Consider the following 18,706-nt stretch of genomic DNA (forward strand, 5'->3'; position numbering starts at 1 on the left):
CAGAGGTAGTAACATGACAAGCTTTAAAATTGAGGACGATTTCTATTTAGATGGAAAACCGTTCAAGATTTTGTCCGGCGCCATTCATTATTTTAGAATTCCAGCGGAGGATTGGTATCATTCGCTCTACAACTTAAAAGCGCTTGGCTTTAATACAGTCGAGACTTATGTAGCATGGAATTTACATGAACCTATTGAAGGTGAGTTTAATTTTGAAGGTGCTATGGATTTGGAGAGATTCCTCCAAATCGCACAGGATTTGGGTCTATACGCCATTGTGCGTCCGTCTCCATTTATCTGTGCTGAGTGGGAGTTCGGCGGTTTACCAGCTTGGCTCTTAACTAAGAACATGCGAATCCGTTCATCCGATCCGGCTTATGTTGAGGCAGTTGCTCGCTATTATGACCAATTATTACCAAGGCTTGTGCCTCGCTTGTTGGAAAATGGCGGAAACATTCTCATGATGCAAGTCGAAAATGAATATGGATCTTATGGAGAAGATAAGTCTTATCTGAGAGCGATTCGAAAATTGATGGAAGAACGAGGGATTGATTGCCCACTCTTTACTTCAGACGGTCCTTGGAGGGCTACTCTGAAAGCTGGAACCTTGATTGAAGATGACCTCTTTGTGACAGGAAACTTCGGATCTAAGGCTCCTTACAACTTTTCACAGATGCAAGAATTCTTTGATGAGTATGGCAAAAAATGGCCCCTCATGTGTATGGAATTCTGGGATGGCTGGTTCAACCGTTGGAAAGAACCAATCATCACGCGTGATCCAAAAGAGTTGGCAGAAGCTGTTCGAGAGGTGTTAGAGCAAGGCTCCATCAACCTTTATATGTTCCATGGCGGAACAAACTTTGGTTTCATGAATGGTTGCTCGGCTCGAGGAACTCTAGATTTGCCACAAGTTACATCTTACGATTATGATGCCCTTCTCGATGAAGAAGGAAATCCAACTGCTAAATACCTAGCAGTCAAGAAGATGATGGCAACACACTTCCCAGAGTATCCACAGTTGGAACCACTTTACAAGGAAAGCATGGAAATGGAATCCATTCCACTAGTCGAAAAAGTTTCCTTGTTTGAAACCCTGGACAGCTTGGCAAGTCCAACTGAAAGCCTCTATCCAAAAGCGATGGAAGAACTTGGTCAAAGTTATGGCTACCTTCTTTATCGTACTGAAGCAAGTTGGGATGCAGAAGAGGAACGTCTCCGTATCATCGATGGACGTGACCGAGCTCAACTCTATGTAGATGGTCAATGGATTGCCACTCAATACCAGACAGAAATTGGTGAAGATATCTACTGTCAGGGAAATCGAGAAGGTTTTTCAGAGATTGACATCTTGGTCGAAAATATGGGGCGTGTTAACTACGGACATAAGTTCTTGGCAGATACGCAACGTAAAGGAATTCGTACAGGTGTCTGCAAGGATCTACACTTCATGTTAAATTGGAAACAATATCCACTTCCATTGGATAATCCTGAGAAAATTGATTTTTCAAAAGGATGGACAGAAGGACAACCGGCCTTTTACGCTTTCGACTTTACCGTTGAAGAGCCTAAGGATACCTACTTAGATTTATCTGAGTTTGGTAAGGGAATTGCCTTTGTCAACGGGCGTCACCTAGGACGTTTCTGGAATGTCGGCCCGACCCTCTCACTTTATATCCCTCATAGTTATCTCAAGGAAGGTGATAACCGCATTATCATCTTTGAAACTGAAGGCGAATATAAAAAAGAGATTCATTTAACTCGTAAACCTACACTAAAACACATAAAGGGGGAAAACTTATGACAATTGTAGGATGCCGTATCGATGGACGTTTGATCCACGGTCAAGTAGCCAATCTTTGGGCAGGGAAACTAAACGTTTCGCGCATTATGGTTGTAGACGATGAAGTCGTTAACAACGATATTGAAAAGAGCGGCTTGAAACTTGCGACACCACCAGGTGTAAAACTTAGTATCTTGCCAATTGAGAAAGCGGCAGCGAATATCCTTGCTGGTAAATACGATAGCCAACGTCTCTTTATCGTTGCACGTAAACCAGACCGTTTCCTTGGTTTGGTTGAAGCAGGTGTTCCGCTTGAAACACTCAATGTTGGCAATATGTCTCAAACACCAGAAACTCGCCCTATCACGCGTTCTATCAACGTGGTAGATAAGGATGTGGAAGACTTCCACAAACTGGCAGAAAAAGGTGTGAAACTCACTGCTCAAATGGTTCCAAATGATCCAGTTTCAGACTTTTTGAGCTTATTAAAATAGGAAAAAATTTTTAGGAGGTCATTGTTATGATACAATGGTGGCAAATTTTACTTCTCACTTTGTACTCAGCTTATCAAATCTGTGATGAGTTGACAATCGTTTCATCTGCAGGTTCCCCTGTATTCGCTGGTTTTATTACCGGTTTGATCATGGGAGATGTGACAACTGGTTTGTTTATCGGTGGTAGCTTGCAGTTGTTCGTTCTTGGGGTTGGTACCTTCGGTGGTGCTTCTCGTATCGACGCAACTTCTGGTGCGGTTCTTGCAACAGCATTCTCTATCTCTCAAGGTATTGATACAGATCTTGCGATCACAACAATCGCTGTACCAGTAGCAGCACTTTTGACATACTTCGACGTTCTTGGACGTATGACTACTACTTTCTTTGCACACCGTATTGACGCTGCAATCGAACGCTTTGACTATAAAGGAATCGAGCGCAACTACCTACTTGGTGCAGTGCCTTGGGCTCTTTCACGTGCCCTTCCAGTATTCTTCGCCCTTGCTTTTGGTGGAGAATTCGTACAAGGTGTTGTAAACCTTGTTAAGGAATACCAATGGGTTGCAGACGGTTTGACACTTGCAGGACGTATGCTTCCAGGTCTCGGATTTGCAATCTTGCTTCGTTACCTTCCAGTTAAACGTAACCTTCACTACCTTGCAATGGGATTCGGTTTGACAGCTATGTTGACTGTTCTTTACTCATATGTAACAGGTCTTGGTGGAGCTGTTGCGGGTATCCTTGGTACTCTTCCTGCTGATGTTGCTGAAAAGATTGGCTTTGCTAACAACTTCAAAGGTTTGTCTATGATCGGTATCTCTATCGTAGGTATCTTCCTTGCAGTTGTTCACTTTAAGAACAGCCAAAAAGTAGCTGTAGCAGCACCTTCTACACCATCAGAAAGTGGGGAAATCGAAGATGACGAATTCTAATTACAAACTTACAAAAGAAGATTTTAATCAAATCAACAAACGTAGCTTGTTTACTTTCCAATTAGGTTGGAACTATGAGCGTATGCAAGCTTCTGGTTACCTTTACATGATCTTGCCTCAATTGCGTAAAATGTATGGGGATGGAACTCCTGAATTGAAAGAAATGATGAAAGTTCATACTCAATTCTTCAATACTTCTCCATTCTTCCATACCATTATCGCTGGTTTTGACCTTGCCATGGAAGAAAAAGATGGTGTAGGTTCAAAAGATGCCGTTAACGGTATCAAGACAGGTTTGATGGGACCATTTGCTCCTCTTGGAGATACAATCTTTGGTTCACTTGTACCTGCTATCATGGGATCTATCGCAGCAACTATGGCTATCGCTGGCCAACCATGGGGTATCTTCCTTTGGATCGCAGTTGCAGTTGCTTATGACATCTTCCGTTGGAAACAATTGGAATTTGCTTACAAAGAAGGGGTTAACCTTATCAACAACATGCAAAGTACTTTGACAGCTTTGATTGACGCTGCATCTGTACTTGGTGTCTTCATGATGGGTGCTCTTGTAGCAACAATGATCAACTTTGAGATTTCTTACAAATTGCCAATCGGTGAAAAATTGATTGACTTCCAAGACATCTTGAACTCAATCTTCCCACGCTTGCTTCCAGCAATCTTTACTGCCTTTATCTTCTGGTTGCTTGGTAAGAAAGGTATGAACTCTACTAAAGCGATCGGTATCATTATCGTTCTTGCAGTAGGTCTTTCATTCATCGGTAAATTCTTGCTTGGAATGGGCGCATAATTTATGGTGAAATCGTTAATTTTGGTGAGTCATGGTCGTTTCTGTGAAGAACTTAAAGGTAGCACGGAAATGATCATGGGCCCACAAGACAATATTCATGCAGTGGCTCTTCTTCCAGAAGATGGTCCAGAAGAATTTACTGCAAAATTTGAAGCTGCTATCGAAGGATTGGATGATTTCCTAGTCTTTGCGGACCTTCTCGGTGGTACACCATGTAACGTGGTAAGCCGCTTGATTATGGAAGGTCGCAACGTGGAACTTTACGCAGGAATGAATCTTCCAATGGTGATTGAATTTATCAATGCTAGCCTTACAGGTGCAGATGCGGACTATAAGAGCCGTGGTGCAGAAAGCATTGTAAAAGTCAATGATTTGTTAGCGGGCTTCGATGATGACGAAGATGAATAAGATGTGACTTAGAGCATCTTATATAGAATATACATGGGAATGGGAGTCACTCCCATTCCCATATTTTCAATAGGAATGAAACAACAATAGATTAGAGGAACTCTATGCTAAATTACACAAAAGAAGAATTACTTGAACTGGGTGCAGAAATCACGACTCGTGAGATCTATCAACAGCCTGATGTATGGAAAGAAGCTTTTGAAGCCTATCAAGCGAAACGTGAAGAAATTGCAGCCTTTCTGCAAGGTATCGCTGATAGACATGACTATATCAAGGTCATCTTGACGGGTGCTGGTACTTCTGCTTATGTGGGAGATACCTTGGTGCCTTACTTTAAGGAAGTCTATGATGAACGCAAATGGAATTTCAATGCCATTGCGACAACTGATATTGTTGCCAATCCAGAAATCTATCTGAAAAAAGATGTGGCAACTGTCCTTGTATCCTTTGCTCGTAGCGGGAATTCACCTGAAAGTGTGGCAACAGTTGATTTGGCCAAAGCCTTGGTGGATGACCTCTATCAAGTGACCATTACATGTGCTGCAGATGGGGAATTGGCTCTTCAAGCCCATGGCGATGACCGCAATCTCTTGCTCTTGCAACCAGCTGCCTCTAATGACGCTGGATTTGCTATGACTTCTAGCTTTACGTCCATGATGCTAACAGCTCTCTTGGTTTTTGATCCTACAGAATTTGCTGTTAAAGCTGAACGTTTTGGAGTTATTTCTAGTCTTACCCGTAAAGTTCTAGACAATGCAGCAGATGTCAAAGAGCTGGTTGACCTCGACTTTAACCGTGTTATCTACCTAGGTGCTGGTCCTTTCTTTGGACTTGCTCATGAAGCTCAGCTCAAGATTTTGGAATTAACAGCTGGTCAAGTAGCGACTATGTATGAAAGTCCAGTTGGCTTCCGTCACGGTCCAAAATCACTGATCAACGAAGATACAGTTGTTTTGGTCTTTGGTACAACGACAGACTACACTCGCAAGTACGACTTGGACTTGGTTCGTGAAGTGGCTGGTGATAAGATTGCTCGTCGTGTTGTGCTTTTGAGTGATCAAGCCTTTGGTCTTGAAAATGTCAAAGAAGTGGCTCTTGGCTGTGGTGGAGTCTTGAACGATATTTACCGTGTCTTCCCTTACATCATTTATGCCCAACTCTTTGCCCTTTTGACTTCGCTTAAGGTCGAAAACAAACCAGATACACCGTCTCCTACAGGTACAGTAAACCGTGTGGTACAAGGTGTTATCATTCATGACTATCAAAAATAAGGAAGTGTCTATGAGTAAATTACAATTAAGTCCTAATAAAGTAGCTTGCTTGCAAAAACTCTCTGACGAGAACGGCATTATCTCAGCTCTTGCCTTTGACCAACGTGGTGCTTTGAAACGCCTCATGGCTCAATACCAAACAGAAGAGCCAACAGTTGCTCAAATGGAAGAACTTAAAGTATTGGTTGCAGATGAATTGACAAAATACGCATCCTCTATGCTCCTTGACCCTGAGTATGGTCTTCCAGCTACAAAAGCGCTTGATGCCAATGCTGGACTTCTCCTTGCTTATGAGAAAACTGGCTACGACACAACAAGCACCAAACGCTTGCCTGACTGCTTGGATGTTTGGTCTGCAAAACGCATCAAGGAACAAGGTGCAGATGCTGTTAAGTTCTTGCTTTACTATGACGTAGACAGCTCTGACGAACTCAACCAAGAAAAACAAGCCTACATCGAACGCATCGGTTCAGAGTGTGTGGCGGAAGACATTCCATTCTTCCTTGAAATTCTTGCTTACGATGAAAAGATTGCGGATGCAGGTTCTGCAGAATACGCAAAAGTGAAACCACACAAGGTTATAGGTGCCATGAAGGTCTTCTCAGACCCAAGCTTCAACATCGATGTCTTGAAAGTGGAAGTTCCAGTCAATGTTAATTACGTTGAAGGCTTTGGCGATGGTGAAATCGTGCATACACGCGAAGAAGCAGCAGCCTTCTTCAAAGCACAAGATGAAGCAACAAATCTTCCATACATCTACTTGAGTGCGGGTGTATCAGCCAAACTCTTCCAAGAAACACTTGTCTTTGCTCACGAATCAGGCGCAAACTTCAACGGAGTTCTTTGCGGCCGTGCGACATGGGCTGGATCAGTTGAAGCCTACATCAAAGACGGTGAAGCGGCAGCTCGTGAGTGGTTGCGTACAACAGGATTTGAGAACATTGACGAACTCAACAAGGTTCTTCAAACAACAGCGACTTCATGGAAAGAACGTGTGGAAGCATAAAACAAGTATAGAAGAATCCCTTTTTGTTAAGAAAATACTCAAGTTTTTCTGACAAAGGATTCTGAAAATAGAAACTACAACCATAGATGGTGCATACACTTTCTATGGTTTGTTTACTTAATAGAAATAGAAAAAAGGAGATGAAAATGAAAGCATACACAGAGCGTGTATTTGGAAATCATGAGGGCAAGGATGTCTTGGCCTATCGCTTTGAGACTGATAGTGGCTACCAACTAGAAATTATGACCTATGGTGCGACCATCTTGCGCTATGTCACACCCGACAAGGCTGGAAATTTTGCTAATGTTATCTTAGGCTTTGATGATTTTGATAGCTATGTAGGCAATAGTCCCAAGCATGGAGCAAGTGTAGGTCCTGTAGCAGGCCGTATCGCTGGAGCGACTTTTGAACTCAATGGCCAGACCTATGACCTTGAAGTCAATAATGCTAGCAACTGTAACCACAGTGGTTCAACAGGTTGGGATGCGAGCTTGTTTGAATTGGTTGAGGTGAGCGACCATGGCTTGACTCTCTACACAGAGCGTACAGACGGGACAGGAGGATTTCCTGGTAATCTTAAGATTTGGATCAGCTACCACTTGGAAGAAACTGGTGCTTACGAAGTTAGCTATAAGGTGACGACAGATCAGGATACGCTGGTCAATCCAACTAATCACAGCTACTTCAACTTGTCTGGTGATTTTACGCAGGCAGTTGACCGTCATGTCTTCCAGCTAAATACGGAGGGCATTTACCCAATTGCTCCGGACGGTGTGTCAGCAAAAACTCCAGATGCTGATCGCGATGTGGTGAAACACATCTACAATGGTGCTTTGCTCAAGGATATCTTTTCAGAGGACGATGAGCAAATCCAACTGGTATCTGGTTTGGACCACCCATTTGCCCTCCCGGCAGGTCATGACAATGCTGGTTTCCTTTATGACCAAAACTCAGGTCGCTTCCTACTGTTCAAGACAGAGGCCCCTTGCTTTGTGGTCTACACAGCAAACTTTGTGGATGAGAGTGTCATCATCGGAGGCCAGCCAATGGTGCAACACAATGGGATTGCCCTTGAAGCGCAAGCTTTACCAGATGCCATTCACAGCGACCTCAAAGACCAAGTCATTCTCAAAGCAGGGGAAACTTTCACCAGCAAAACTCGTTACGAGCTTGTTGTAAAATAAAAAGAAGAGCTGGTTTCCAGCTCTTTTGAGTTGTCTTCGTTGACATTCTATCTCAATAGTGTATAATTGATGTAATTAATAAAGTTACAACAAATGGAGACACCCTATGACTTATGCATACCAAAGCCACATTTACCTAGCAGAGGCTGTTTTAAATGTCAAGGATTTGACGAGTCAAACGGCTTTTTATCACCAGATTATTGGCTTAGAGATTTTATCTCAAACAGAGACAGAAGCGATTTTGGGACTTGGCAGAAAAGCCTTGGTCCATTTGATACAGGCAGAAAAAGCTGGGGAAGTAAGGGAGCATTATGGGCTCTACCATCTAGCGATTTTGTTGCCGACACGAAAAGCCTTGGCAGATGTCCTGAAACACTTAAGTGATTTGCGCATTCCTCTGGTCGGAGGAGCGGATCATGGATACAGTGAGGCCCTTTATCTGGAAGATTTGGAAGGAAATGGCATTGAACTCTACCGTGATAAGCCAGTTTCTTCATGGGATATTCGAGAAGACGGACGCATTATCGGTGTGACAGAGGCCCTTGCGGCTCAGGATATCTATGAGTTAGGGGAAAAGGTAGATCCCTTTATCCTAGCTGAAGGGACGAGAATGGGGCATATCCATCTATCGGTTAAGGATAGTCGCGCAGCGAGTCAGTTTTATCAAAAGGTGTTGGGGCTAGAGGATAAATTTACTATTCCGAGTGCTAGTTGGATAGCAGCTGGGAAGTACCATCACCACCTAGCTGTCAACGAATGGGCTGGAAAAGGTCTAGCTCCGCGTAAATCGGGCATGCCTGGCTTGGCCTACTACGTCCTTGAGGTCGAAAGCAAGGAAGAACTCTTAGCCATCGTTCAGCAAGCACAGGAGCTAGAAGCTCCGATCAAGTGGTTACATTCGAGTGAAGTGGATCTTGTAGACCCAGATGGGATTGTGACTCGCATTCGCTTGGCACGATGAGATGTGAAAAACACATCATATACATAGAAAAAGGCGGACAAGCTCGCATTCTGTTTTTAGAATGCGAACTTGTTCGCTTTTTTATGAAATGACGAAACCTTTCTTGGATCTAGCAATGGTATCTGCCGGGGATATTTTCCCTTTTCTGGGGGTTCATGCTATAATACTAATAAACTTTTCTTTCTCTAGGAAGGCAAATGCCGAAAAAGCTAGAATGCTGGCAATCGTTGTCACGATGCTTTTAAGAGAAAGTAGGACTCTGTTTGAACATCCGTATTGAGTTTAGGAGACGGGAAATAAGATGGACACAAGTGTAAAAAATTTAATCAGTATGGGGCCTCTGGAGGATTCTTTTATCTATTATGATCTGAAGAATCAAGTATTCTACAGCGTAAAACAAGGCATGAATTATTCAGCTATTGCAGCCCCTATTGCAATCTATTCCTTCCAACGGCTGTCAAAGTTGCTCAACCAAACCTTTGGAGATGTCTCATCCCCTCTTAATCTAATCTTCTTTATCCTGATGTCTCTGTTTTTGGTTTTCGGGACCATTCTCCTTGCCAAATCTACCCGACGCAACATGAAGACAGATAGATTTAGAAAAGTTCGGTTGACAAAAGCCAATATCAAAACACTTAGGAGAAAATCTAGGGCGTTGACAGTAGTTGGCTACATTTTTGTTTTAATAACGATTTTTTCAGCCTATCGTTATCTGGCTGTTTCTGATTTTCAATTTTTAATTATGTACATGTTAGGGATTGGTATTCTTACATATATAGTTTATGATTTTCGGATGAAAACGCGCAAACGACTGTTCAAAGAGCTGATGGAGATATTACAGGACGATAGCCGAGGAAAAGAGGGAGAAATGTGAGATGAGAAAAATCATTTATATAGGCCAAGGAAACCAGCAATCCGTCTACTATAATACAAGGACGAGAGAGGCTTTAGCGACAGAATCTAGTACCTCGTCAGAAACCGACGGTGCCATCAGTTCAAAGAAATCCAAGTGGCCTTGGCTTCTCTTCTTTGCTTTCTTGCTAGTTGCTATCATCAGTATTTGGATTCGTTCCTTGATAGCGCCTTTTAAATTGAGTGAGTGGATGATTCCGATCCATCTAGCCGCTATCCTTTTCGTTTTTATCGGAAGTGTTTATGGATTTGAAAAACTGTTCTACAGTGGGGCTAAGTCGCTTATCCCAGCAAGTGAAGAACAGTTTAAAGAAGCAGTTGAAAGTAGTAAATTTTGGAAAAAATCTCCGGATAAGGAACCAACAGTCGATAAAATCATCTTGTATCTATTTGTTATCCTCGTTCTTCTATTTGTTTTTGTTATTGTTGTGTTCTTTGCCATACCTGGGACCTTCATTCCCTACTATGAACATGAATGGTTTGAGCCGTCCATGTTCATGGTGCCCATCGGAGCAACGATCGTCCCAATTAGTGTCGTACTGCTCTTGTTCCAAAACAACCCTATCCGCTGGCTCTTAGCCGTACGAAAATACAAGCAGGGGAAAGTATTATTTAGGGAAGAGAAGAACTAGAAACACGAGAGAAACGCTATTACCATTACCAGTGGTTGGTGATGGTGATGTTTTATCAACAACCTATGATAAAATTGAAGTTTCTGATTATAGTGATTAGTGAAAACTGTGGTGATTTTATATGAGAAAAATAATTTTTATTGGACAGAGCGGTGATAAGGCCGTTTACTATAATACGCGAACAAAAGAGGCTCTTGTAGCAGATAAGAGTGCCTTGTTAAATACAGAAGGGGCTAGGAGATCGAATAGGGGGATTGCTCCTTTAATTGCTATATTCTCTTTGTTAGGTTTACTCGGAGGATTTGTTGCAATACCAATTTTCTCAGGCCTTCGTTATAATAGTGGGATGGTTCCTATTTTTATTCTTTGTCTTTCCTTTATCCTATTTGGATTTATATGGATGATGGAAGAGGCCTTGTATAAAGAGGTGAAACAGGTTCAAGGGGCAAGTTCTCAACAGTTTGCGAAAGCTGTTGATTCAAATCTGTTCTGGGACAATTTCAGCGATAAAAAAGCGACGTTTGGGAAAATGTTGGCTTTTATGATTGTTATGCTATTAGTTTTTATGACTACTATAGTAATATTTGTTGCTACTATCCCAAGTATTATTGACTCATTCAATAAGCAAGAGACATTTGATATACAAATCTTTTTCTCGCTTTTAGCAGGTCTCTTTCCTGCCTTGTTGTACCTTTTCTTATTCCAAAACAATCCAATACGCTGGTTCTTAGCTGTGCGAAAATATGAACAGGGGAAAGTGCTATTTAAGGAAGAGAAGTAAGAAGAGGATAGTATGAAAGAAAAGTATATTGAATTTTTAAATATGGCAGTTGTGGATACTAGTCCTATAAAGCGTTTTGATATTATATAAATCACTGATGAGGGAAGATAATGAAAAAAATAATGAAATCAAAATTAGTTCAAGTCCTACTTCTTGCACTCACTGTCATAGGGCTATACTTTGCTTATCAGGCATATCGCAGACATGAACTTACTCAGTTTGTTATGTGGAGTCCAAGGGTAAAAATTGTGAGTTATGAATTCATGGATGATAACAAGGCAGTAGCAATTAAATGGGATAATGATGCGGAGTTAAAAGATGCGAAAGAGGCTAAGAAATATGATAATAGGATAAAAGTTGAGGTAAATACAGTGACCAATGGTGAACGTTTTATTGTTCGCCAGAGTTACAAATTAAAATCAGCTACGTATAAGTATTGGGTTCTTGAAGAGGATGCGGTTCCATATTTGAAAAGTAATATTCCAGAGCAGGGAGAGTACTGGTTGTTAGACGTCTATGATACGAAAGATGGGACAATCAAACAAAAAACTTATGATGTATTTCAGATGGTGAGGGAATATAATAAGGATTATATTCCAAGAAGGTTTCGTGGGTATAAGTTTTACTTGTATACGGAACAAGGAAAAACTTACTTACCAATTAGTATGGATACTGGCCAACAGCCAGAATCGAAAACTGAAAATGGGCTTATTGATATAGAGGAAGGAAAGATAATAGCAGCTATTCCATCTGATAAAACTTCCAAAGAGCTTTACAATAAAGAAGAGACTACAGAACATAAAGATAACTTCGAAGATATACTTAATCAACATGGTAGACTTTCAAATCAAAATTTCACCTTAGTTTTATCTGATTTTTTTCTAAATAAGTCTGTATCAAATGGTCAATTTAGTTCTTTAGCAGATAAATATCCTAAAGTGTTTTCAATCTTGAAATCCGGCCCATCTTCTAGATTATATTTCCTTGGAAAAGAAGACGTCCGCTTTAAAATCTCTCTCTTAAAGCTAGTTCTTTCAGAAGGTACCAATATTTTCAAGGATATCACTATTCCAGCAGCTAGTTCAAAAGATGGCCAGGAACATTTGGTTCAAAGCGAAGAAGAGTTCTTACAATATTATAAATCCAGTACGGAGGAAGAATAATGGGACAAAAGCATTTGTCTTATATTCCAATAGATATTGATAGTTGATATTGAATTTTAAATAGGGAGGAAAAAATGAAGAAGTTAGTTGTCGTCATCCTGTTATTGCTTCTTGGAGCTTGCTCTAATGGAAAGGAAGCAGGGGGAACAGAGAAAAGTACACGTGAGACAGTTGTAAGTAAAGAGAAAGAATTGAAATTTGTAGTAGCACCACAATATGAAGGCCAAACGTCAGATTTAATTGAACTTGGTAAAAAATTGACCAAAGAACATCCAGAAATTGGAAGTAAGGGAAGTATGGCTATCTACTTTACAGGAGCCGTCTCAGATGGTAGAGCAGCACTAATGCTCGTCAATAAAACTGACGTAGATATCAAAAAAGATTTGGAGTTTTCACTGAGCTGGTCCTATGATGGCAAGGCCATTTTTGATAATCAAAAGATCAGCTATACTATCAAGGATAGTGGTGAGTTACCTTCTTACACAACTACATTAATTTTGTTACCACTTAATTCAGAACAATTGGAGCTTGTTGACTCGATGTCAGATCCATCTAAGATGAGACTTTCAATGTCCGATGTGAAGAGCGTAGAATAAGATAGGAGTTGAATATGACAACAGAAACCATTTTATTTTTAGTTGCTACCATCGTTATTCTTTTATCCTTGATCTTTTTATCTGGTACATATCTCTACCTTTCTTTTCGGGATAAAAAGATGGTACGTCTTGCCAAATCGTCTGTTAAGGGAACGGTTGTGGGCTATAGTAATTTTCAGACTGGGAATCCTCCGATTGTTGAATATACGGTTAACGGAACTACTTATAGCAAACCATTACGGTATTTTATAATCAGAACGGTTTCGCTTCCATGGGGGCCTATAAGTACATCTGATAACTTTACAAGAGAGGACATGTTGGCAAATTCACTAACCTTTTATCGTAATTCTTTTATATCGTTTAATAACTTAATGCGAACGCATTTCCCAGTCTATTCGAAGATGACGGTATGGTATGATCCTGAAAAACCAAAAAGGGCTTATGTGGAACGATACTGTGGAATCAACAAACTTTATAAATTGTTAGGCGTCGGTAGTGCTATATTGTTAATCATGGTCTACGCCGTTGTAGTGCTTGCTTATTTGTTAAAGAGGTGAGGTAATCCACATAATGTCACAAGAGAGATATTTGCAGATCAAAAAAGAGCATCAAGTTCGTAAGTTTGTGGGGCGTTCCCTCTTCATTCTTCTCGCTATCCTCGATGTTCTACTGGTATCAAGTCATTCCAATTATGTCCCGCTTGTAACGGTGGCTATGGTAACGATTGTGCCTTTTAATCATTATCTACTTGGTCCTCTTAGGAGACAGAAAAAAGCCATAGAAAAAGAGCATCCAGAATGGAAAATACTCAGTACAAAGGGAGTAAAGGTTCCCTCGGCTGAAGCTAATAAAAGAACTTTTGCTGGCATTGGGATCTTGATGGCCTTGCTGTTGTCTTTTGGGCTATTCTATAAACCTGTGAAACAGCCGAACGACCAAGTAAACAAGCCACCTAAGCTTGATTTTAACACGCCTGGAACGTCCAAGTCTTCTGAGTCGTCCAGTTCCTCTAAGACCAAAGAATCCAGTTCCTCAGAGTCGAAATCCTCGTCTTCGACTGAACAAAGTTCTAAAACCGAAAGTTCAGGAACAAAGCCGTCAAAAAGCGAATCCAATAATCCTTATTACCAGATTCCAGGACTTACTGACGAACAGGTGAGAGATATCATATCAAAATCGGTGAAAGATTTGAGAGAAAAACAGTCAAAAGAAAAATCCGAAGAGTAGACTCGAGGGCATCGATGTCCTTTCTGGATGAGTTAGTTTTAAGATTTTACTGTATAAAATAACAGGAGGAGTTCATATGAATAAAGAAGTAATTGGTTTGATAGTTGGGACAATCGTCATCTTCCTATCTTTTGTATTTGTGTGTGGGACCTTTCTCTATCTCTATCTTCGAGATCAGAAGTTGGTCCGTCTTGCCAAGTCATCCGTACAGGGAACGGTTATCGGCTATAGCCGTTTTCGTGAGGGGTATCCACCTATCGTCGAATACACGGTGGATGGGATTGCTTATAAGAAAACCTTGCAGTATTTTATGTTTAAAACGGTCACAATTCCGTGGGGGACTACTAAATTTTTAAAGGACTATACAAGAGAAGATATGCTAGCGCCTTCGATCACTCGCTACAGCAACTCCTTTGTTTCCTTCAAACGCTTGATGCAGACCCATTTCCCCCTTCATTCGGAACTGACGGTCTGGTATGATCCAGACAAGCCGACCAGGGCCTATGTCGAACGTTACAGCGGAATGGACAAGTTTTACAAGTGGTTTGGTATCGGATTTGGGCTGGCTCTAGTTCTGGTCTATGGGATAGTGATCCTAGCCTTTTTGTCCAATTTGTCCAAGATATACGCATAAAGGTCAGTTGGTTGAAAGGAAACGTGACTTCCCATCGAGCTTTAAGAAGGACAGAGTTTCTTTTCCATTTCCATGCTTATCAATCTTTTCTATCTGATACAGAGGAGAGGTTGCCTCCTACAAATACAGACAGGAAGTGAATTTTGACAAAGACCCTTATTCGAGATATAATGAAGAAAAAGTGACCAAGGATAAATTAATGACAAACTCAAAGTACATCACACGTCTGAAACGTTCAGAGGGCCAGTTGCGTGGGATTCAAAAGATGATTGAAGAAGATCGTGACTGCGCAGATATTGTTACGCAGTTGACAGCAGTGAAATCTAGCGTTGAGCGCGTGATTGAGATGATCATTACTGAAAATCTCACAGGCTGTATCAACCAACCACTAGACGACCCTGAGGCTCAAAAGGAACGCCTAGAAAAGGCCATCCGATACCTGATTAAGCGGAAATAAACTAATTTGCTATTGATAAACAATGCAGACAAAGGTATTTAAGTCTATTTCGATAAAGAAATCATGTCAGACAAACGGATGAGTTCCCCCAATACCAATGAGCAACCTCTTTTTAGATACCGTCAATGTGCTTCGTTTTATAGAAGCGACGGGTTACGAGCTCTATATCATTGGGGTGCAGAAATGAAAAAACCGATTAAGTTTCTTAATCGGTTTTTTCATTATTCTACTTGACCGGGCCAAGCATTCATACCACCTTCTACATTGATAACGGTAAGGCCTTGAGCGCTTAGAAATTCACAAGCAGATGCGGAGCGTACTCCGCCTTGACAGATGACATGGTATTCCTGGTCAGCTTTGAGTTCTTTGTAACCTTGCTCCAAGGTACTTAACGGAAGATTTTTGGCACCTGGTGCATGTCCTGCTTGGAATTCGTGCACTTCACGTACATCGATAAGGTTTAGATTTTCATTTAGGTATTTTTCATAAAAGTCAGCCATGCTGATACTCGTTTCCATATTCGACTCCTTCTGGATTAGCCATTTTATATAGTGAATAAGCGCCATCAAGGTTTTGGACGGCAAATCCTGCCTGCTGGAGGATACGCTCTGTGATATAGTTGCGCAAAACGCTGTGGCAGCTAAGGATGTAGGCTTGGTTCTTGTCTGGTTCACCCAAGATCTCCCTTAGTTCATTTAGGGGTTATGGATGGTATCGACCTTGGGTAGCTCCCCTGAAATTCGCCACTTGTCCGCACATCTAGGGATTATTTGCCCTTAGTCAGATCGTCTTCGAGCGGACACCTTGGATATTGTCGCTCAGACCTTCGATAAGGTTCAAGGCTGTGTAGCCAATTATTTTATGCTTCTAGATGACCTTGCCTGTCCAAGCGCTCATACCGCCTCGGACGTTGATGACATCGTAGCCTTTTTTCTTTAGCTTCTTTGCAGCTAGTTTGCTTCGCACACCAGAATGACAAATGACATAAAGCGTTTCTTTTGTCGCTGGTGTGTAAGATCCGATTTCGGATAGAGGGACATTCTTGGCATTTTTGATATGACCTCTATGGAATTCCGTAGGCGTCCGAACATCCAGTAGCTGAATCGGTTCTCTGAGTTTAGCTTCTAACTCGCTGGTAGAAATACTGTCAATTTTTGTAAATAATAAGTGAAACATAGGCACCTCCAAATATACCCTTATGGGGTATATTAAACCATGAAGTTAAGCTTTTGTCAAGCAAGTTGTTTTGAGTTGGGATGGGGAATGGTTTCGAGAGTCTAGAAAGAAGTCCTAGACCGGCTTATTCTTGAACTTTCAAAGTCTTTTTGATATGATGGCCTCAAACTAAGTGTGAGGTATTAAGATGACCAGTGAATACCAGAAAATGATAGCAGGAGAACCCTATCATCCCTTTGACCCCGAGTTGCGGGCCTTGGCACAAGCTTCTCGCCAAAAACAGGCTGCCTTTAACAAGGAAGAAGATCCCTTGAAGGGAGCGGAGATTATCAAGACTTGGTTTGGCTCAACCGGACAAAATCTCTATGTCAATCCACGTCTGGTGGTCGATTATGGAGTCAATATTCATCTAGGGGAAAATTTTTATTCTAATTGGAATTTGACCATGCTGGATGTTTGTCCGATTCGCATCGGTAACAATGCCATGCTTGGCCCCAACTGTCAGTTTTTAACCCCACTCCATCCACTGGATCCGGATGAACGCAATTCAGGGGTCGAATATGGCAAGCCCATCACCATTGGAGATAATTTCTGGGCTGGAGGTGGCGTCATTGTCCTTCCTGGAGTGACACTGGGAAATAATGTCGTTGCAGGAGCAGGGGCCGTGATCACCAAGTCCTTTGGAGACAATGTCGTCCTAGCTGGCAATCCTGCGCGTGTTATCAAGGAAATCCCAGTAAAAGAAAACTAAAAAGAACAGCTGGGGCTGTTCTTTTTGTAATCTTTATCTTGGTCTTATAGATTTTTCTTCTTTTTTGCTTTTTTGAATAGAGTGACATCGCACTTGGGGATGTTGCTTTTAAAAACTATTAAATGCATTTTAGTACTCTCAAATTGTTTCTAGTAGCCCTTTCAAAAGAATACTGAGTGAAACTAGATTTAAGGAAACTTTCAGAAAAGTTTTAGTTTTGTTTCAGGAATCTTCTGTAGACTGTCTAGCTATATCATACGAAGGAGAGGAAAAAGGTATGAAATCAAAAAAATGGACCCTACTCGCAACGAGTTTAACGGCAATGGTGCTGATGGCAGCATGTGCCCAGTCAACAACTACATCTAATACCAAGGCAACTACAAATAATGCAACAACTACTGCAACAAAAACAAATCAAACTTCTTATTTTACTGAGAAGGACAATGATACTTCTTATGATGAAAGCACAGCTTCTAAGATTGAGCTATCTGGCTCATCAGCAAACGTCTCTGGAGATGGGGTGACAGTCTCTGGCTCAACAGTGACTATCACAAAATCTGGACCCTATGTGATTTCAGGTCAGTCTGAAGGAGTGCAGATCAAGGTCGAGGCAGATGAGTCGGCAGAAGTTCACCTAGTCTTAAAAGGTGTCACCATGACCAACACCAATGCAGCAATTTCTGCGACATCAGCCGGCCATGTCTACTTGACTTTAGCAGAGGGAACCACCAACAGTCTCTCTGACTCAAGCTCTAACAGCGACGAAAAAGCAGACGCAGCTCTCTTTTCTAAGGTTGATTTGACCATCAACGGGAAAGGAACTCTCAATGTAGATGGCAAGAAAAACAATGGTATCAAGGTCAACGACACCCTCCACATCACGGGCGGAACCTATAACATCACAGCAGTTGGCGATGCCTTTAATGTCAATGATGAACTCAACATCACTGGTACGACCATGACTATCGATGCCAAAGAAGATGGCGTAAAGGTGGACAATGACGAGGATACTTCAGTCGGAACCATGTACCTATCCAACAACAACATCACCGTTACAGCAGGAGATGATGGCATCCACGCATCAGGTGATTTGGTTATCGATAGTGGTACCTACACCGTCAAGAATTCGACAGAAGGACTTGAAAGTAAGTCAATCACTATCAACGGTGGGGACATTAGCATCTATTCGACAGATGATGGAGTCAACGCAGCTAATAAAAACGCCCAACAGAGTGAAATCTTCTTCATCATGAACGGTGGGAACCTGACTGTAGAAGTTGGTCAAGGAGATACAGACCCAATCGACTCAAACGGGAACGTGACAGTTGCTGGAGGAACCATTAAAATGATTGGTCAATCAGGTTTTGACTTTGATGGAACTGCGACCTACACAGGTGGTGACATCTATCTCAATGGTGAAAAACAAACGGAAATCGTCAATTCTATGCCTGGAGGCGGTGGGCCGAATGGAGCTCCTCAAGGCACAGGTTCAGCCCCTAGCGGACAAGGATAAGTAAAATTCTCCTTTCTCGA

22 protein-coding genes and 1 pseudogene are annotated in these 18,706 nt (G+C 41.6%); 20 read left to right on the plus strand and 3 right to left on the minus strand.

Translation table 11 applies throughout. The annotated features are described in order from the left end of the window. The first annotated feature begins 13 nt into the window (after positions 1-13). The 18 genes from MK409_RS08105 (at position 14) to MK409_RS08190 (ending at position 15,246) form a co-directional block, all read left to right on the plus strand. Positions 14-1,801: a glycoside hydrolase family 35 protein gene (locus tag MK409_RS08105; RefSeq protein ID WP_268705956.1), complete on the plus strand. Its 1,788-nt coding sequence runs from the start codon at positions 14-16 to the stop codon at positions 1,799-1,801. Beyond that, complete coding sequence (locus MK409_RS08110) at positions 1,798-2,274, plus strand: PTS sugar transporter subunit IIB (RefSeq protein WP_000156956.1); 477 nt, start codon at positions 1,798-1,800, stop codon at positions 2,272-2,274. Before MK409_RS08105 ends, MK409_RS08110 begins: the two co-directional genes overlap by 4 nt. A gap of 26 nt (positions 2,275-2,300) precedes the next feature. Then, positions 2,301-3,206 carry a PTS mannose/fructose/sorbose/N-acetylgalactosamine transporter subunit IIC gene (locus tag MK409_RS08115; protein ID WP_000616995.1) on the plus strand — a complete coding sequence of 302 codons (906 nt, stop codon included), beginning with the start codon at positions 2,301-2,303 and terminating at the stop codon, positions 3,204-3,206. Next, positions 3,193-4,014 carry a PTS system mannose/fructose/sorbose family transporter subunit IID gene (locus tag MK409_RS08120; RefSeq protein WP_000185285.1) on the plus strand — a complete coding sequence of 274 codons (822 nt, stop codon included), beginning with the start codon at positions 3,193-3,195 and terminating at the stop codon, positions 4,012-4,014. The genes MK409_RS08115 and MK409_RS08120 overlap by 14 nt, the downstream gene beginning before the upstream one ends. 3 nt (positions 4,015-4,017) lie before the next feature. Further along, complete coding sequence (locus MK409_RS08125; RefSeq protein WP_004239567.1) at positions 4,018-4,422, plus strand: PTS sugar transporter subunit IIA; 405 nt, start codon at positions 4,018-4,020, stop codon at positions 4,420-4,422. 104 nt (positions 4,423-4,526) lie between these two features. Then, positions 4,527-5,693, plus strand: a complete 1,167-nt coding sequence (locus MK409_RS08130) for an SIS domain-containing protein (RefSeq protein ID WP_000936017.1) — start codon at positions 4,527-4,529, stop codon at positions 5,691-5,693. A 10-nt stretch (positions 5,694-5,703) separates the two neighbouring features. Further along, on the plus strand, positions 5,704-6,699 hold the full coding sequence (gene lacD, locus MK409_RS08135; RefSeq protein ID WP_025168418.1) for a tagatose-bisphosphate aldolase: 996 nt from the start codon (positions 5,704-5,706) through the stop codon (positions 6,697-6,699). A gap of 146 nt (positions 6,700-6,845) precedes the next feature. Next, positions 6,846-7,883 carry an aldose epimerase family protein gene (locus tag MK409_RS08140; protein WP_268705957.1) on the plus strand — a complete coding sequence of 346 codons (1,038 nt, stop codon included), beginning with the start codon at positions 6,846-6,848 and terminating at the stop codon, positions 7,881-7,883. Between the two features lie 106 nt (positions 7,884-7,989). Next, complete coding sequence (locus MK409_RS08145; RefSeq protein ID WP_268705958.1) at positions 7,990-8,844, plus strand: VOC family protein; 855 nt, start codon at positions 7,990-7,992, stop codon at positions 8,842-8,844. A gap of 301 nt (positions 8,845-9,145) precedes the next feature. Beyond that, a complete protein-coding gene (locus tag MK409_RS08150; RefSeq protein WP_000381576.1) occupies positions 9,146-9,718 on the plus strand; it encodes a hypothetical protein in 573 nt (190 codons plus the stop codon). A 1-nt stretch (position 9,719) separates the two neighbouring features. Next, entirely contained in the window at positions 9,720-10,388 is a 669-nt protein-coding gene (locus MK409_RS08155; protein WP_001226453.1) for a hypothetical protein, read from the plus strand. A 121-nt stretch (positions 10,389-10,509) separates the two neighbouring features. Further along, positions 10,510-11,169: a hypothetical protein gene (locus MK409_RS08160; RefSeq protein WP_268705959.1), complete on the plus strand. Its 660-nt coding sequence runs from the start codon at positions 10,510-10,512 to the stop codon at positions 11,167-11,169. Between the two features lie 110 nt (positions 11,170-11,279). Then, the gene (locus MK409_RS08165; protein ID WP_268705960.1) at positions 11,280-12,332 is read left to right on the plus strand and encodes a hypothetical protein; all 1,053 of its coding nucleotides are present in this window, start codon (positions 11,280-11,282) and stop codon (positions 12,330-12,332) included. Positions 12,333-12,406: 74 nt separating this feature from the next. After that, a complete protein-coding gene (locus MK409_RS08170) occupies positions 12,407-12,928 on the plus strand; it encodes a hypothetical protein (protein WP_268705961.1) in 522 nt (173 codons plus the stop codon). 14 nt (positions 12,929-12,942) lie between these two features. Next, the gene (locus MK409_RS08175; protein WP_268705962.1) at positions 12,943-13,485 is read left to right on the plus strand and encodes a DUF3592 domain-containing protein; all 543 of its coding nucleotides are present in this window, start codon (positions 12,943-12,945) and stop codon (positions 13,483-13,485) included. A gap of 13 nt (positions 13,486-13,498) precedes the next feature. Then, the gene (locus MK409_RS08180) at positions 13,499-14,155 is read left to right on the plus strand and encodes a hypothetical protein (protein WP_268705963.1); all 657 of its coding nucleotides are present in this window, start codon (positions 13,499-13,501) and stop codon (positions 14,153-14,155) included. A 76-nt stretch (positions 14,156-14,231) separates the two neighbouring features. Then, positions 14,232-14,789 carry a DUF3592 domain-containing protein gene (locus MK409_RS08185; RefSeq protein ID WP_001031653.1) on the plus strand — a complete coding sequence of 186 codons (558 nt, stop codon included), beginning with the start codon at positions 14,232-14,234 and terminating at the stop codon, positions 14,787-14,789. A 199-nt stretch (positions 14,790-14,988) separates the two neighbouring features. After that, positions 14,989-15,246, plus strand: coding sequence for a metal-sensitive transcriptional regulator (locus MK409_RS08190; protein WP_000185160.1), 258 nt, complete (start codon positions 14,989-14,991; stop codon positions 15,244-15,246). Positions 15,247-15,467: 221 nt separating this feature from the next. On the opposite strand, the gene MK409_RS08195 is transcribed toward MK409_RS08190, so the two are convergent. The 3 genes and pseudogenes from MK409_RS08195 to MK409_RS08205 all read right to left on the minus strand — a co-directional run bounded on the left by MK409_RS08195 (position 15,468) and on the right by MK409_RS08205 (position 16,422). Further along, the gene (locus tag MK409_RS08195) at positions 15,468-15,764 is read right to left on the minus strand and encodes a rhodanese-like domain-containing protein (protein ID WP_084859296.1); all 297 of its coding nucleotides are present in this window, start codon (positions 15,762-15,764) and stop codon (positions 15,468-15,470) included. After that, positions 15,739-16,104, minus strand: a pseudogene (locus MK409_RS08200) (rhodanese-like domain-containing protein); the annotation flags it as partial. The gene MK409_RS08195 and the pseudogene MK409_RS08200, both read right to left, overlap by 26 nt. Before the next feature lie 9 nt (positions 16,105-16,113). Then, on the minus strand, positions 16,114-16,422 hold the full coding sequence (locus MK409_RS08205) for a rhodanese-like domain-containing protein (RefSeq protein ID WP_000468875.1): 309 nt from the start codon (positions 16,420-16,422) through the stop codon (positions 16,114-16,116). 187 nt (positions 16,423-16,609) lie between these two features. Between MK409_RS08205 and MK409_RS08210 the strand changes: the two genes are divergently transcribed. Both MK409_RS08210 and MK409_RS08215 read left to right on the plus strand, forming a co-directional pair. After that, the gene (locus MK409_RS08210; RefSeq protein WP_268705964.1) at positions 16,610-17,173 is read left to right on the plus strand and encodes a sugar O-acetyltransferase; all 564 of its coding nucleotides are present in this window, start codon (positions 16,610-16,612) and stop codon (positions 17,171-17,173) included. 277 nt (positions 17,174-17,450) lie between these two features. Continuing rightward, positions 17,451-18,686 carry a carbohydrate-binding domain-containing protein gene (locus MK409_RS08215; protein ID WP_268705965.1) on the plus strand — a complete coding sequence of 412 codons (1,236 nt, stop codon included), beginning with the start codon at positions 17,451-17,453 and terminating at the stop codon, positions 18,684-18,686. Positions 18,687-18,706 lie beyond the last annotated feature (20 nt).

It is taken from the genome of Streptococcus oralis, assembly GCF_026782375.1.
In the GTDB taxonomy this organism is placed as follows: Bacteria; Bacillota; Bacilli; order Lactobacillales; family Streptococcaceae; genus Streptococcus; species Streptococcus oralis_CL.